Annotated in this window: 11 protein-coding genes and 2 CRISPR repeat arrays; of the genes, 4 read left to right on the top strand and 7 right to left on the bottom strand. The window is 71.6% G+C overall.

Annotation, left to right across the window (positions count from 1 at the left end; genetic code table 11):
• Positions 1-5: 5 nt before the first annotated feature.
• Both cas1e and cas2e read left to right on the top strand, forming a co-directional pair.
• Entirely contained in the window at positions 6-1,013 is a 1,008-nt protein-coding gene (cas1e, locus tag ACZ407_RS08620) for a type I-E CRISPR-associated endonuclease Cas1e (RefSeq protein WP_468126632.1), read from the top strand.
• Entirely contained in the window at positions 1,010-1,318 is a 309-nt protein-coding gene (gene cas2e / locus ACZ407_RS08615; protein WP_468126630.1) for a type I-E CRISPR-associated endoribonuclease Cas2e, read from the top strand. The genes cas1e and cas2e overlap by 4 nt, the downstream gene beginning before the upstream one ends.
• An 18-nt stretch (positions 1,319-1,336) precedes the next feature.
• Positions 1,337-2,216: direct repeats of the CRISPR family, unit length 28 nt; unit sequence GTCGCCCTCGCGCCCGCGGGGATCCTGC.
• A 681-nt stretch (positions 2,217-2,897) separates the two neighbouring features.
• Here cas2e and ACZ407_RS08610 read toward each other — a convergent pair.
• Both ACZ407_RS08610 and ACZ407_RS08605 read right to left on the bottom strand, forming a co-directional pair.
• Entirely contained in the window at positions 2,898-3,266 is a 369-nt protein-coding gene (locus ACZ407_RS08610) for a DUF6415 family natural product biosynthesis protein (protein ID WP_468126628.1), read from the bottom strand.
• A gap of 84 nt (positions 3,267-3,350) precedes the next feature.
• Positions 3,351-4,523: a helix-turn-helix domain-containing protein gene (locus ACZ407_RS08605; RefSeq protein WP_468126627.1), complete on the bottom strand. Its 1,173-nt coding sequence runs from the start codon at positions 4,521-4,523 to the stop codon at positions 3,351-3,353.
• Positions 4,524-4,634: 111 nt separating this feature from the next.
• Between ACZ407_RS08605 and ACZ407_RS08600 the strand changes: the two genes are divergently transcribed.
• Together ACZ407_RS08600 and ACZ407_RS08595 are read left to right on the top strand one after the other, a co-directional pair.
• The gene (locus tag ACZ407_RS08600; protein ID WP_468126625.1) at positions 4,635-5,162 is read left to right on the top strand and encodes a flavoprotein; all 528 of its coding nucleotides are present in this window, start codon (positions 4,635-4,637) and stop codon (positions 5,160-5,162) included.
• Between the two features lie 444 nt (positions 5,163-5,606).
• A CRISPR array of direct repeats spans positions 5,607-6,733; the repeat unit is 29 nt; unit sequence ATCGACCCCGCGCCCGCGGGGATGCTCCG.
• A gap of 260 nt (positions 6,734-6,993) precedes the next feature.
• Entirely contained in the window at positions 6,994-7,731 is a 738-nt protein-coding gene (locus ACZ407_RS08595) for an NUDIX domain-containing protein (protein ID WP_468126624.1), read from the top strand.
• A 157-nt stretch (positions 7,732-7,888) separates the two neighbouring features.
• Here ACZ407_RS08595 and ACZ407_RS08590 read toward each other — a convergent pair whose 3' ends face one another.
• The 5 genes from ACZ407_RS08590 to ACZ407_RS08570 all read right to left on the bottom strand — a co-directional run bounded on the left by ACZ407_RS08590 (position 7,889) and on the right by ACZ407_RS08570 (position 13,984).
• Positions 7,889-8,812: a universal stress protein gene (locus tag ACZ407_RS08590; protein ID WP_468126622.1), complete on the bottom strand. Its 924-nt coding sequence runs from the start codon at positions 8,810-8,812 to the stop codon at positions 7,889-7,891.
• A gap of 338 nt (positions 8,813-9,150) precedes the next feature.
• A complete protein-coding gene (locus tag ACZ407_RS08585; protein ID WP_468126621.1) occupies positions 9,151-10,725 on the bottom strand; it encodes a YfcC family protein in 1,575 nt (524 codons plus the stop codon).
• Complete coding sequence (locus ACZ407_RS08580) at positions 10,722-11,675, bottom strand: carbamate kinase (RefSeq protein WP_468126619.1); 954 nt, start codon at positions 11,673-11,675, stop codon at positions 10,722-10,724. The genes ACZ407_RS08585 and ACZ407_RS08580 overlap by 4 nt, the downstream gene beginning before the upstream one ends.
• A gap of 32 nt (positions 11,676-11,707) precedes the next feature.
• The gene (gene argF, locus ACZ407_RS08575) at positions 11,708-12,709 is read right to left on the bottom strand and encodes an ornithine carbamoyltransferase (protein WP_468126617.1); all 1,002 of its coding nucleotides are present in this window, start codon (positions 12,707-12,709) and stop codon (positions 11,708-11,710) included.
• Between the two features lie 51 nt (positions 12,710-12,760).
• A complete protein-coding gene (locus ACZ407_RS08570) occupies positions 12,761-13,984 on the bottom strand; it encodes an arginine deiminase (protein ID WP_468126615.1) in 1,224 nt (407 codons plus the stop codon).
• Positions 13,985-14,209: the final 225 nt, after the last annotated feature.

Here is a 14,209-nt window from a genome sequence, read left to right as displayed (position 1 = left end):
CGCCCGTGCCCGACATCTGGTGGAAGGCCGACCCCCAGGACCTCCACCGCCTCGTCGACCGCGTCTCCAGCGTCTACGTCGAACGAAGCCACCTCGACCGCGACGAAAACGCCGTCGTCATCATCAACAAACGCCAAACCGTCCGCGTCCCCGCCGCCATGGTCGCCGTCATGCTCCTGGGCCCCGGCACCCGCGTCACCCACGGCGCGATCCGGCTGCTCGCAGACTCCGGCACCACCGTGTGCTGGGTCGGCGAGCAGGGCGTCCGCATGTACGCAGCCGGCCTCGGCCCCAGCCGCGGCGCCGGACTCCTCCACCGCCAAGCCTGGCTCGTCACCCGCCCCAAAGAACGCCTCGCCGTCGCCCGCGCCATGTATTCCATGCGCTTCCCCGGCGAAGACGTCACCGGCCTCACCATGCAGCAGCTCCGCGGCCGCGAAGGCACCCGAATTCGCAAGATCTACCGCGCCCACGCTGCCCGCACCGGAGTCACCTGGAACGGCCGCGACTACAAGCCCGGAGACCCCTTCGCAGCCGGCGACGATCTCAATCGCCTCCTGTCCGCGGCCAACGCCGCCCTCTACGGCATCTGCCACGCCGTCATCGTCGGCCTCGGCGCCAGCCCCGGCCTCGGCTTCGTCCACACCGGCAAAGCCACCTCCTTCGTGATGGACATCGCCGACCTCTACAAGGCCGAATACACCATCCCCCTCGCCTTCGACCTCGCAGCCCAGGGCCTCACCGAAGAACGCGACGCCCGCCTCGGCCTGCGCGACCTCATCGCCCGCCACAAACTCCTCGGCCGCATCGTCACCGACGTCAAAAACCTCCTCACCCCCGAAGGAACCGACTCCGAGGACCACGAGGCGAACCTCCTGTGGGACGAACACCTCGGCACCGTCCCCGGCGGCACCAACTACGCCGACCACGCCGACCTCTCGGCACACGGGATGACCGACAACCACATCGCGGTCATCGGACCCGACCCCGACGAGACCGAACCCACCCCATGACCGTCATCATCCTCATCGCCGCCCCCGAAGGCCTCCGAGGACACCTCACACGCTGGATGGTCGAAGCCAGCGTCGGCGTCTTCGTCGGCAACCCCAGCCGCCGCATCCGCGACCGCCTCTGGGAACTCCTCGCCACCAGAATCGGCGACGGCCAAGCCATCCTCATCGAGCCCGCCGCCAACGAACAAGGCTGGGCCGTCCGCACCGCAGGCCGCGACCGCTGGCAACCCGTCGACTTCGACGGCCTGATCCTCTCCGCCCGCCCCAAAACCCAACCAAACGAAAACAGCCACCCACCCCGCTAAAACCCCAGCTCAACAAGCGTCGCCCTCGCGCCCGCGGGGATCCTGCGCCCTTCATCGGCTGGTTGATGACGATGATCTTGTCGCCCTCGCGCCCGCGGGGATCCTGCAGCATCTCGTCGGCCTTCGCGAGCTTCCGCCAGGTCGCCCTCGCGCCCGCGGGGATCCTGCCGTCACAGTGACGGCATTGTTCGGGGGGTGCGTCGCCCTCGCGCCCGCGGGGATCCTCCGGTCAAGGGCCCCTGCCGCCGCTGCCGCGGCCAGTCGCCCTCGCGCCCGCGGGGATCCTCCTCCGGCTTCCGGTGAACTGGATGCCGGGTTCCCGTCGCCCCCGCGCCCGCGGGGATCCTCCCGTGCCGAGGTGGGCGTCCGCCGACGGGCCCGCGTCGCCCCCGCGCCCGCGGGGATCCTCCTGGTGGCACGCGGACGCCACGGTGGGCACACAGGTCGCCCCCGCGCCCGCGGGGATCCTCCGGCGCCCCCTCCCACCCCCGGCGGCCCCAGGGGGTCGTCCCCGCGCCCGCGGGGATCCTCCGACGTACGAGAAGTCCCCGAAACCGCGCCGCAGGTCGCCCCCGCGCCCGCGGGGATCCTCCGGGATCTGCGGTTGATATCGTTCAGGCTATTGGGTCGCCCCCGCGCCCGCGGGGATCCTCCGGTGGTACCCGGGCTTGCTGCACCCCGCCTCATGTCGCCCCCGCGCCCGCGGGGATCCTCCGCGCTCCCGTACGCGGGGCAGGGACACGTCGTAGTCGCCCCCGCGCCCGCGGGGATCCTCCGGTCACCTTCTCCACGGCGGCGACGCACTCCGGGTCGCCCCCGCGCCCGCGGGGATCCTCCGGGTTGTGATCCACTCCAGCGTGGTCCCCTTTAGTCGACCCCGCGCCCGCGGGGGTCCTCCGGGGAAGCAAGAGCTGTTGGCGGTCGAGCCCGGGTCGACCCCGCCCCCCCCGCGGGGATGCTCCGCAAATCGGCTGGGCGGCACCCCAGCAGGTGGTGTCGACCCCGTGCCTGCGGGGATGCTCCGTCCGCAACGTTCAGGATGTCGAAGGACAGGTTGTCGGCCCCCGCTCGCGGGGATGCTCCGGGCGGCACACCCTGGGCACACGGGAGGGAGGGTTCGACCCCGCCCCCGCGGGGATCTTCCGATCAGCTACCTCCTGCAGCACGGCTACGCCGGGTCGACCCCGCGCCCGCGAGGATGCTCCCCTGTTCCCGGATAAACAGCGGTGTAGATCCCGTGGACCCAGCGCCGGCGGGGATCGTCCGGCGGTACGCTCCCGATGTTGCGACGCACACAGCTGACCTTGTGCCCGCGGGGATCCTCTGGACGACACAGCTCGACGTTGTGGCCGCGGAACGTGTCGACCGCGCGTCCGCGGGATTCTCCGGTGAAGGAGCTGGGCTCGAACGGTGATTCGTGGGGTTGTAGCCGCACGGCGGGATGCTCCGCTTCCAGCCTGCGGTGCTGCTGGCTTTCGGTGTCGGCTGCAGAATCTCGGAGGGAGTGTGGGGCCGGCAGCGATGGCCGCGGCGACCGCCAGGACGGCCAGCCAGTAGGGCACCTGCTGAGTCGCGGGTGTCACAGCGTCGGGACGCGGCCGAATGACGGCGGCGGGATGAGCAGGCCCCGTGCGGGGGCGGTCTGGAGCGCATCGCCGTCGAGTGCCCGCAGCAGCGCTTGCAACACGCGGGCGAGGCCTCGCGCGTAGTCCCAGTTCCCCAGTGGCATGTCCGCCGGACCGGCCTGGACGAGCTGCTCCCAGTCGCGGAACGCGCCGTCCACACGCGGGTCCGGCCGAAGGCGTTCGGTATCCGCAAGGATCCCTTTGCCGTGGGTGAGGAGGTCGTCCGTGATCCGGGCGAGGTCCACCGGATCGGGAGTGTGCTCGTATCGGGCAAGCACTCTGGAAATGAGCGCGTGCGCGGGGTGGTCTCCTGTCGCCTGCATGAAGCGGCTCCCTACCGTCGTCAGCGGGTGTGGAGAACAGCATGACGCTGAAGGAAGACCAGAACACTCACAGTTTTGTGAGTGCTACATGCCGATCCAGCGGGCCATGCTCCCCAGCCCGTCGGGCGCTCGACGGGACATGTGCACCAACCCGCGGATCGTGGCCCGCGTTCCGGGCAGATGCCGTGTCTGCTCCGGCGCTACCTGCCGGGCCTGGGCGAGGAACCGCAGCGAGGTCCGGGGTGAGCCGGCCTCCATCTCGACCAGTGCACGGTCCACCAGGTAGCGCGCCCGCCGGGACGTCAGCGTCGACGGCGGAAGCCGCAGCGTCCGGGCCCGGTCGAGCGCCTGGTCGAAGTCGCGCATGAGGGCCGCCGTGCCCAGCTCGTGCAGGTGCACGTTCGTCCGGCCGAAGGACAACCAGTGCACCTCACCGGCCTCGCCACCGACGCGGTCGGCGAACTCCCTGGCCGCGACCAGGTGCGCCTCGACGGCAACCGGGTCCTCGTGCGTGGCGGCGACCGTCGCCAGGCCGAGGTGCAGCTGACCCGTCACGGCCAGCGCTTCGCGACTCGACTGCCCCGCGAGAAGACTCTGCCCCGACGCGATCAACTGCGCGCTGGTGGCGCCGCGCCAGAGGGTCGCCCGCTTGTACCGCTGCACAGCCTCCATGCACGGATCCGACGCCCGGCCGGCCGCCCAGCCCATCCGGTCCAGCGCCACGCGCGCGAGATCCGGGTGATCCAGTTTCAGCGCCACATCGTGCGCCGTCCGGTAGGCGGACGCGAGGGCCTGCCACCCCGGGGTGGCAGGCGCTGTCCAGACGGTGTGCGTCAGCTCCAGCACGAGCGCAGGCAGGGCTTTCGCCGCTGTACGCAGGTGGGTGGCCCGTACCTGCCGACAGAGCACGTCTGCCTGTTCGACCAGGGTCGGCAGCGGACGAACCTCGGGGAGGTCGAGATGGGGGCCGAGGTCGTAGCGGTCGAGGGCCTCCCGGATCGGCGCAAGGAGCGCCAGGAGCCGGTCGGTGGGAAGCATGGTCACCGCGGGCGGCCCTGTCAGCTTGGACGTGTCCACTCCCAGCGCATGGGCCACGGTCGCCACGAACCCGGCAGTTGCGGGGCGCGCTCCGCACTCGACCTGGTTCAACAGGCTGAGGCTGTACGGGATACGGCCGGCCAGCTCGCGCTGTGTCAGACGGGCCAGGCGGCGCTGCTCCCGGATCCGAGAACCGGTGTGGTCGTCAGAAGTCGGCATGGGGCCTCCGTCCAGAACTCGTCATCACGGACCGTACCCGCCCCCAGCCCTGCGGGTGCGCGATCTCTCCCGACTCGGGCCCGGGCCGGGGAGGTTGCATAGTCTCACCGCATGACGACGAGGACGCTGTACCTGTTCTGCTCCGCCGCCCCGCCCGTGTTCGACGTGGCCCGGGTGATCGAGGACGCGCAACAGCGCGGCTGGGACGTATGCCTCGGGCTGACCCCCACGGCTGCCGAGTGGCTGGAGGACAGCCTCCACGGGCTCGCCGCCCTGACCGGGCACCCGGTTCGCTCCCGGTACAGGAAGCCGGGTCGCCCGGACGTGTGGCCGCCGGCGGACGCGGTGCTTGTGGCCCCGGCAACGATGAACACACTCAACTCGTGGGCGCAGGGGATCACCGGCACCTGGCTGGTCGGGTTCGTGGCCGAGGCCATCGGCAAGGGCATCCCGCTGACCACCGTGCCGTGCGTCAACAGCGCCTACGCACAGCACCCGCAGTTCCCGCGGTCGTTGCAGACGCTGCGCGAGGCCGGCGTCCAGGTGCTGTTCGGGCCGGGCGGCTTCGAGCCCAATGCCCCTGGCGAGAAGCGGCCCTACCCCTGGGACGCCGCCCTCGACGCCGTCGAACAGCACTGACCGTTTCTGCCTCGGCATTTTTGCATCTGCTCGTTTCGACGGCTCGTGGTGGCCGGGGATGGGCCGAGTCAGATGGACCTACCTCAGCATCTCCGTGGCGCACTCTCGGCCCAGCCATCTCCAGCGTCGGCGTTCCCTGCCGTCTGGGGGCAGGACACATGTAGCCGACACCAGGTAGGCCATGCTGCCGCCTTCCAGCGCCCCTGGGGTGGTCGTAGCCAGAATTTCCTTGCGTTCTCCTTGCGGTGCCGGATGGCCGGGGCATAGCAACGCCCGTCGACCGCCCGTCCTGGCCACACATCTGCTACGGGCGGGCCCGAGCTGTACCGTGTTGTGAAAGCTGGCCCCATCGGCCGGCACGCCGGAACTCGGTTGTGCAAGTGAACTCGTATGCAACTAAATGAAAATGGCCCTCTGTGCTGACATACCACCAGCTCAGCAAGTATCGACCCCGCGCCCGCGGGGATGCTCCGCCAGCCTGACAGGAGGGCAACCCATGGCGTCGATCGACCCCGCGCCCGCGGGGATGCTCCGGATCAGTCAGCCCCGGCGGTCACCGGGGAACCATCGACCCCGCGCCCGCGGGGATGCTCCGCCGGAGAAGGCGAAGCGGCCGAAGCGGCCGGCATCGACCCCGCGCCCGCGGGGATGCTCCCCGAAGACCACCCTTGTGGTGGTCCCCGGTCGTATCGACCCCGCGCCCGCGGGGATGCTCCGATGGCCGCGGCCGCGAACCCGACCCCGCCACCATCGACCCCGCGCCCGCGGGGATGCTCCGCACGCGGCGGCCGTTCGGGACGCGCTGATCGGATCGACCCCGCGCCCGCGGGGATGCTCCGTTGTGCGCGTGGTGCGGCGGTGCGATCCGGCAATCGACCCCGCGCCCGCGGGGATGCTCCGACCCCGGAGCGACGGCCTGTACCGACCATGCCATCGACCCCGCGCCCGCGGGGATGCTCCGCCGAGCCACGCGCCCCCGAGTGCCCAGAGAATATCGACCCCGCGCCCGCGGGGATGCTCCGACGTACGTCTTCCACGGGCAGGGGCTATCCCGATCGACCCCGCGCCCGCGGGGATGCTCCGGCCGCCGGGCCTGACTACGCCCGGCGCTGGGAATCGACCCCGCGCCCGCGGGGATGCTCCGTCTCTCGACCACGGCACCGAGCGCGCTCGTGAATCGACCCCGCGCCCGCGGGGATGCTCCGCCGGGGGTGCTGATCTCGGAGAGGAGGAGTCCATCGATACCGCGCCCGCGGGGATGCTCCGAACACGGGCCTCGTCCTCGCTGTCCTCCCGGAATCGACCCCGCGCCCGCGGGGATGCTCCGGCGGCGGCGGTCATCGACGCTGAGTCGAAGCGATCGACCCCGCGCCCGCGGGGATGCTCCGCTCACGCCCGAGGCGCGTAACGCGGCAATGGCGTCGACCCCGCGCCCGCGGGGATGCTCCCCGAGCTGGGCCACGGGGAGCGGACGCTGGTCGGTCGACCCCGCGCCCGCGGGGATGCTCCCCAGGTACGCACTGCCGTTCACCGTGCCGACCAGTCGCCCCCGCGCCCGCGGGGATGCTCCGAGGTGTGACCGTGTTGATCTTTCTGAGAGGGGGTCGGGACGCTCTCGGGCCGTGTCTGCGCAGCTCCGTGGCCGGCGTACCGGCGTACCGGCGTGCCGGCGGGCTGTCGGGCCGCGGTGCGGCGACGGTTCTAGCCAGCGCACGGTCAGGGTGGCGCGGACAACGGTGGCGCTCTTCGGCAGAGCCGTGTCCGGCAGGCCTGGCGTCGCCGCTTCCGGCGCTTCGGGGCCGGCAGGTCGTCCGGGTTCTACGATGAGCCGGTGCCCAAGACACTGCCTGGCCGGGCTGAACTGTTCGACGTGGAGCGGCTTGTGCTCACCGAGGTGGAGGAGCCGCGGCTGTCGCCTTCGCATCGGGCGGCCAGGGATCGGGTGTGGGAGCAGGCGGTCGAAGCAAACCCGGCTCTCTTCGACGGGCCGGTGGTGGCCTGCGCCGCACTGCAGCCCGCCGGCCCGGGCGCGTTTCGGCTGGAGTGGGTGCGGGTCACCTACCGGCACTACGCCCTGCGCCGTGTTCCCGGCGCCACAGCCCTGCCCTCGCTGTTCGTGAACGTGCTCCAGCCCACCGACGACCACCGCGTGCTGGCCGCCAGGATGGCGTCCTGGACGGCCGCGCCGGGCCGTTGGCAGCTGCCCGGCGGGTCGGTGGAACCGCCGCCGCCCGGCGAGGAGTTGGAAGAACCGAATCTGGCGGGCCAGGCGGCGCGGGAGCTGGCCGAGGAGCTGGGCCTCGCCACACCAGTGGGGTCATTGAGGCTGTGGGCTGCCACCCGCGGGGCGAACGGCAGCGTGGGCCTGACCTACCTCGCCCCGGCGCTCCCCGAGCCCGCGCTACGCGCCGTATTCGTAACTGCTGCGGCTGCCGAGCGGGCGCAGGGCCGAGAGCCCGAGCTGGACGAGATCGCCTTCCTGCGCTCGGTGCGCGACCTGTCCGCTCTCGCCGGTCCGCACGCGGACTACGTGGAGCCGGTCATCCGCCGCTTCTCCGAAGGCCGCTGAAAGCCGGCATCGCGGCCCACGTGCCGGCGAGGAACTCGAGGCCGCGTGCGCCGGGCTCGGCCACGCACCGCACCCACGTGGTCGGCAGTCGCCGCACGTCCATGGCGCGCTGCCGGAGCTGCTCCGCGGAGGACGGCTCGGTCGTCGGTGCGCTGCCTCAGGCGTGCGGTACGACCGCGACCGGAGCGGCGGAGTGGTGGAGCACGGCGTGGGCGACGGCCCCGAGGTGCGTTCCGATCGCCGAGCGGCGGACCCGCCGGCCGACGACCATCAGCGAGGCGTTCGCCGAGGCCGCGACGAGGTGGCTGGCCGCCCGGCCCACCGCGCACTGCTCCTCCACCCGGACCTCGGGGTACTTGCCCTGCCAGGGTCGTAGCGCGTCCCCGAGCGCGGTGGCCGCACCTGCCGCGATGCCGTCCCGTACCTCGGGGGCGATCAGCACGGGGTCGAAGCCGTAGGCGGGCGGCATGCTCCATCCGTGGACCACGTGCAGTGGGGCCCGGCGTGCGGCCGCCGCGCCGAAGGCGTACTCCAGGAGCTCGTCGCACGGGCGCGAGAGGTCCAGCCCGAGCACGACCGGCCGGTAGGCGCCTTCCTGCGGCCCGCTGCCGTCGGGCGCCGGCAGGTAGGCGCTGTCCGCCCAGGAGCCGGTCCGTACGATGACCACCGGGCGTTCGGCGTGGGCGAGTACGGCCTGGGAGACCGATCCGACGAGGAATCCCGTCATCGCGCCCAGCCCGCGGGAGCCGAGGACCAGTACTTCGGCTTCCTGCGCGGCGCCGGTCAGGACTGTCAGAGGCTGCCCGTCCACCTGCTCCGTGGTGATCTCCAGGCCGGGGTGGCGTTCTGTCAGCTGCTGGAAGACCTCCTGCGGGATGCGCTCGCCCCAGTACTCGGTCGAGGCCGGGACCGGGGCTGAGGTCCCGGCGAGCGACGCGTAGCCGTAGGGCGGGGCCCAGTGCTCCACCGCGTGCAGCAGCGTGAGCGGGAGCCGGCGGAGCCGGGCCTCGTGGGCGGCCCACTCGGCGGCGGCCAGTGATGCGGGGGATCCGTCCAGGCCCACGACGACCGTACGTGACATGGTGTTCCTCCAGGAACGTGTGAGAGAGAGCGGCCGCTGTCGGCGGCGCGTGTCCTACCCTCCCGCTCCGGGCGGTGGAGGGAGGATGGTCCGGGCGGCCCTGGGCGCGGGGCCGAACGTCCTTCCGATACGGGGCCGGATGCAGGCCGTACCGTGACACCCCGAGACCGAGACCGAGCCCGAGTCGGCTACCGGCGCCCGCCGAAGACCGCCGAAGACCGCCGAAGAACCTCCGGACCCACGTCCCCGACCACGCCTCGGTGCCCACTTGAACCGCAGGCCGGCCGGGCACCAGGCGGGCCGGGCGCCAGACGCGCCGGGCACCAGGCCGGCCGGGCTCAGCCGAGGGTCGCGCCCAGGAGCATGAATCCGCCGATCGCCAGCAGCAGGGTGCCCATCAAGGGCGCGATGAAGCGGAGGTACTGGTCGTAGCGGATCTTTGCCAGGGCCAGGCCGCCCATGACCACGGCCGAGGTCGGGGTGATCAGGTTCACCCAGCCCGATGCCGACTGGTACGCCGTGACCACCAGGGACCGCCTGACGCCGGCGAAATCGGCGAGCGGGGCCAGGATCGGCATGGCAAGGGCGGCGTGACCGGACGAGGACGGCACGAGGAACGCCAGCGGGACGTTGACCAGGAACGTCAGCACGGCGAAGGCCCCGTGCGAAGTGCCCGAGACAGCGCTGTGCAGGCCGTTCAGGATGGTGTCGGTGACGGCGGCGTTGTTCATGATCACGGTGACCCCGCGGGCCAGTATGACGATCATGGCTGCGCTGACGAAGTCCCCGGCTCCACGGGTGATCGCCTCGGCCGTGCCGTGCTCGCCCAGGCCGCCGATCAGGCCCACCGCTACGGCAGCGACGATGAACAGGGCGGCCAGTTCCGGGAAGTACCAGCCGAGCGTCGGCAGGAAGGCGACACCCAGGTCCGCCCACGGGACGACCGCGAAGATCATGAAGAGAAAGGTCGCGGCGAAGACGCCGAGGACGGCGCGATGCCGGCCCGTGAGGGCGGCCGCCTCCTCATCCTGTGCTGCGAGGACACGGTCCTCGTCGGTGGACGGGGTCAGCGAGCGCGCCGGGTCGGCCAGTACGCGCTCGGCGTACCGGAGCACGTACCAGGCCGCGATGGCCGTCAGGGACACCCACATGGCCAGCCGGAGCAGAATGCCGTCACCCGTGCCGATGCCCGCGCTGTCGGAGGCGACAGCGGTGGCGAAGGGGTTGACGGTGGAGGCCAGCGTCCCCACCCCGGCACCCACCATGATCACGGCGGCCGCCACCATCCGGTCGTAGCCGAGGGCGAGCATCAGCGGGATCATCAGCCCGTAGAAGCCGAGCGTCTCCTCCGCCATTCCGTACGTGGTCCCGCCCAGGGAGAACACCGCCACGAGGGCCACGAGCAGGAGGGTCCGGTGTCCGTGCAGGCGGTGTGCGAGGCGCGCCACGCCGAGGTCGAGCGCACCCGTGCGCAGCGTCACGGTGATGAACGCGCCCACCGCCAGGATGAACAGGAAGACTCCGGCGGCGCCCGCGAACGACCCGGCCGCGCCCGGCGTGGTGAGCCCGGTCCCGGTATCAGTGACCCCGTACAGACCGTTGACGGGTGACAGGAACAGGTCCTTGAGCCGGTCGAGGAAGTCCGTGGTCCGCTCCACCGCGTGGTAGGTGCCGGGGATCGGAGCGCCGTCCGGCGCGGTGTCGTAGCGGCCCGCCGGTATGACGAAGGTCAGGGCCCACACGGCGACGGTCACGGCCACCAGCACCGTGAAGGCGGAGGGGAAGGGCAGGCGCCGTCTGCCGCCCCCCGTGTCCGCGGGAGCCGAGTGGCGGCCCGGGCCGGGGGCGTCGGGGCCGCCGGCGCCACGGCCATGGACGTCGCGGTCGGCCGGGGGAGTGGTGCTGGTGGTCATCTCTGTTCCTGGTGTGTGAGGGCGCCGTCCTGCAGGGCACGGCCATGGGGGCTGACGACGGTGCCGGCGGCGCCGTCGAGGATGGCCCGGGCGTCTTCGAGGGCGCCGATCGCGGCTGTGCCGCCGGTCAGCTCCACGAAACGGCACACCGCTTCGACCTTCGGGCCCATCGATCCGGCCGGGAACCGGTGCGCGCGCAGCCGGGCGGGGGTGGTGTGTCGGACGGGCTCGGCCTTCGGGGTGCCGTGGCCGAGTTCGACGTACGGGACATCGGTCAGCAGCAGCAGGAAGTCGGCGTCCAGGGCTTCGGCCAGCAGGGCGGCGGTGAGGTCCTTGTCCACCACGGCCTCGACGCCGGCCAGCCGGCCCTGCTCGTCGCGGACCACCGGGACCCCGCCGCCGCCCGCGCAGACGGCCACCGCGCCGGAGTCGAGCAGCAGGCGGATCAGGCGGGTCTCGACGACGCGCTGGGGGCGGGGCGAGGGGACGACCCGACGCCAGTGTCCGCCGTCCGGCTTGACCGTCCAGCCGCGTGCGGCGGCGAGGCGTTCGGCTTCGGCCCGCTCGTATACGGGGCCGACGAACTTCTCGGGGTCGGCGAAGGCAGGATCGGCGGCGGAGACGAGGGTCTGGTTGAGCAGGGCGCAGACCTGCCGGGCGGGCAGGGCGTTCTGCAGGCTCTGCAGCAGCCAGTAGCCGATCATGCCCTGGGTCTCGGCGCCCAGGACGTCGAAGGGGTACGGGCTGCTCAGCGAGCGGTCCGCAGCGCTCTGGAGGGCGAGCACGCCGACCTGGGGGCCGTTGCCGTGGGTGATGACCAGCTCGTGCTGGTCCGCCAACGGGGCAAGGGCGTCAACGGCCCTTTGTACGTTGGCCAGTTGGATGGCGGCGTCCGGCCGCTCGGTGCGGTGCAGGAGGGCGTTTCCGCCCAGGGCTATGACGACACGCATGGGGGAGTTCTCCGTCGATCGGGTCGCGGGGTTCAGTCGGTGAGGGTGGCGACGAGGACGGCCTTGATCGTGTGCAGCCGGTTCTCCGCCTGGTCGAACACGATCGAGTGGACCGACTCGAAGACCTCGTCCGTGACCTCCATGGCCGTCATGCCGGTGCGTGCCGCGATCTTGGCCCCGACCGTGGTGTCGCTGTCGTGGAACGCCGGCAGGCAGTGCATGAACTTCACCCGCGGATTGCCGGTCGCCTTCAGCACGTCCATCGTCACCTGGTACGGCCGCAGCATGGCGATCCGCTCGTCCCACATCTCCGCAGGCTCCCCCATGGACAGCCATACGTCGGTGTAGACGAAGTCGACACCGGAGACCCCCTCGGCCACGTCCTCGGTGAGGGTGATGCGTGCTCCGGTGGAGGCCGCCGCCGCGCGCGCCGCGGCCACCACCTCGGGGGCGTTGGCCAGCGCGGCGGGAGCGACCATGCGGACGTCCATGCCGAGCATCGCGGCCGTGATCAGCAGGGAGTTGCCGACGTTGTTGCGGGCGTCGCCGAGGTAGGCGAACGACACCTGTTCCAGCGGCTTGTCGGTGTGCTCCCACATGGTGAGCACGTCGGCGAGGGACTGGGTGGGGTGCCACTGGTCGGTCAGCCCGTTCCACACCGGAACCCCGGCGTACCGGGCCAGCTCCTCCACCATCCGCTGGTCGCTGCCCCGGTACTCGATGCCGTCGTAGTAGCGGCCCAGCACCCGGGCGGTGTCCTTGATGGACTCCTTGTGGCCGAGCTGGGAACTCGCGGGTTCGAGGTAGGTGACGTGGGCGCCCTCCTGGTGCGCGGCCACTTCGAAGGCGCACCGGGTGCGGGTGGAGGTCTTCTCGAAGATGACGGCGATGTTCTTGCCGTGCAGCCGCCGGCTCCCGGTGCCGGCAGAGCGGGCGGCCTTCAGCTGTTCGGACAGTTCCAGGAGGTGGCGGAACTCGGCGGGGGTGAGGTCGAGTTCCTTGAGGAAGGGGCGGTGGCGCAGGTCGACGGGCATGGTGGCTCCTTCGGGCGTACGGGAAGGACGGTGGTCTGAGGGTGGGTGCGGTCAGACCGCTTCGCGTTCGACGGGACAGGTCATGCAGCGCGGACCGCCGCGGCCCCGGCCGAGTTCGCTGCCGCGGATGGTGATGACCTCGATGCCGTTCCTGCGCAGATGCGTGTTGGTGGTGACGTTGCGCTCGTACGCGACGACCACGCCGGGTTCCACGGCCAGCACGTTGCAGCCGTCGTCCCACTGCTCGCGTTCGGCGGAGCGGATGTCCTGGCTGGGGGTGAGGACGTTGATCTTCTCCAGGCCCAGCGCGTCGGCTATCGCCCCGTCGAGTTCCTCGGGGAGGTGAGCGGTGATTTTCAGCCCCTGGCCGTCGTGGCCGGGCTCGATGGTGCAGGACCGCAGCGGCCCGAGGCCCGCGTACCGGGTGAAGGTGTCGTCGCTGACCATGGTCATGACCGTGTCCAGGTGCATGAAGCTGCGGGACTTGGGCAGTTCGAGGGCGACCACGCGGCGTGCGGACCCCGCGGCGAACATCCGCAGCGCGAGCTGCTCGACGGCCTGGGGCGTGGTGCGCTCGCTCATACCGATCAGTACGGCGCCGTTGCCGATGACCAGCACGTCGCCGCCCTCGATGGTGGCGGGGAAGCCGGCCTGTCCGTCCGACCACCGCTGGTGGTCGCCCTTTTCGAACAGCGGGTGGTGGCCGTAGATCGCCTCGAAGTGGACGGTCTCGCGGCGACGCGCCCGCTTGCGCATCGGGTTGACGCTCACGCCGTCGTACACCCAGCACGAAGTGTCGCGGGTGAACAGGTGGTTGGGCAGCGGAGCCAGCACGAAGTCGTCCGGTGCCATGGCGTGCAGCCGTACGCTCGCCACCGCACCGGTACGGGCCAGCAGTTCGCGCTTGGTGATACCGCCGACCAGACAGGCCGCCAGCTCGCCCGGGTCCATGACGTCCAAGGCGGCGTGCACCCGGTCGCCGGCCAGCGGCCCGAACTCGCGCTCGTCGACGACCCGGTCCAGGACCAGGGTGCGTGCCGCGGGCAGGGCCAGCGTCTCGGTCAGCAAGTCCGCGAAGAGGTGCACCTGAACGCCTCGGTCGCGCAGGGTGTCCGCGAACGCGTCGTGTTCCTCCCTGGCCCGCTTGACCCACAGCACGTCGTCGAAGAGCAGTGCGTCCTTGTTCGTCGGGGTGAGTCGTTTGAGCTCCAGATCGGGCCGGTGCAGGATGACCTGCTTCAGCCAGCCGGTCTCGGAGTCCACGTGGAAGGGCATGGCTCATCACCTCGGGATGCGGGGGACAGGTGCAGTCGCCCGCCTCCTGACGCAGTGGTGCACGGCTTCGCTTCACGCACCGTCAGTTCGGTTGCGCTGGCGTCGACCTTTCCGGCAGGACCGGGGCGATGTCTGAACCCTGTCACCGCATCCCCGCCACGGCCGGGCGGCGACAGTCCCTGCCATGGGACCCAGTGGCCCCCTTCCCCGGGCCACTCGGCCCGG

Source organism: Streptomyces sp. NPDC030809, assembly GCF_055572195.1.
The sequence above is the reverse complement of the archived record's forward strand: the minus strand, read 5'-3'. Positions and strand labels throughout refer to the sequence as shown.

What these genes read in the sequence shown, in the direction of transcription:
- cas2e (WP_468126630.1), top strand. Translation starts at nt 1,010, where the DNA reads ATGACCGTCATCATCCTCATCGCCGCCCCCGAAGGCCTCCGAGGACAC.
- ACZ407_RS08610 (WP_468126628.1), bottom strand. Translation starts at nt 3,266, where the DNA reads ATGCAGGCGACAGGAGACCACCCCGCGCACGCGCTCATTTCCAGAGTG.
- ACZ407_RS08605 (WP_468126627.1), bottom strand. Translation starts at nt 4,523, where the DNA reads ATGCCGACTTCTGACGACCACACCGGTTCTCGGATCCGGGAGCAGCGC.
- ACZ407_RS08600 (WP_468126625.1), top strand. Translation starts at nt 4,635, where the DNA reads ATGACGACGAGGACGCTGTACCTGTTCTGCTCCGCCGCCCCGCCCGTG.
- ACZ407_RS08590 (WP_468126622.1), bottom strand. Translation starts at nt 8,812, where the DNA reads ATGTCACGTACGGTCGTCGTGGGCCTGGACGGATCCCCCGCATCACTG.
- ACZ407_RS08585 (WP_468126621.1), bottom strand. Translation starts at nt 10,725, where the DNA reads ATGACCACCAGCACCACTCCCCCGGCCGACCGCGACGTCCATGGCCGT.
- ACZ407_RS08580 (WP_468126619.1), bottom strand. Translation starts at nt 11,675, where the DNA reads ATGCGTGTCGTCATAGCCCTGGGCGGAAACGCCCTCCTGCACCGCACC.
- argF (WP_468126617.1), bottom strand. Translation starts at nt 12,709, where the DNA reads ATGCCCGTCGACCTGCGCCACCGCCCCTTCCTCAAGGAACTCGACCTC.
- ACZ407_RS08570 (WP_468126615.1), bottom strand. Translation starts at nt 13,984, where the DNA reads ATGCCCTTCCACGTGGACTCCGAGACCGGCTGGCTGAAGCAGGTCATC.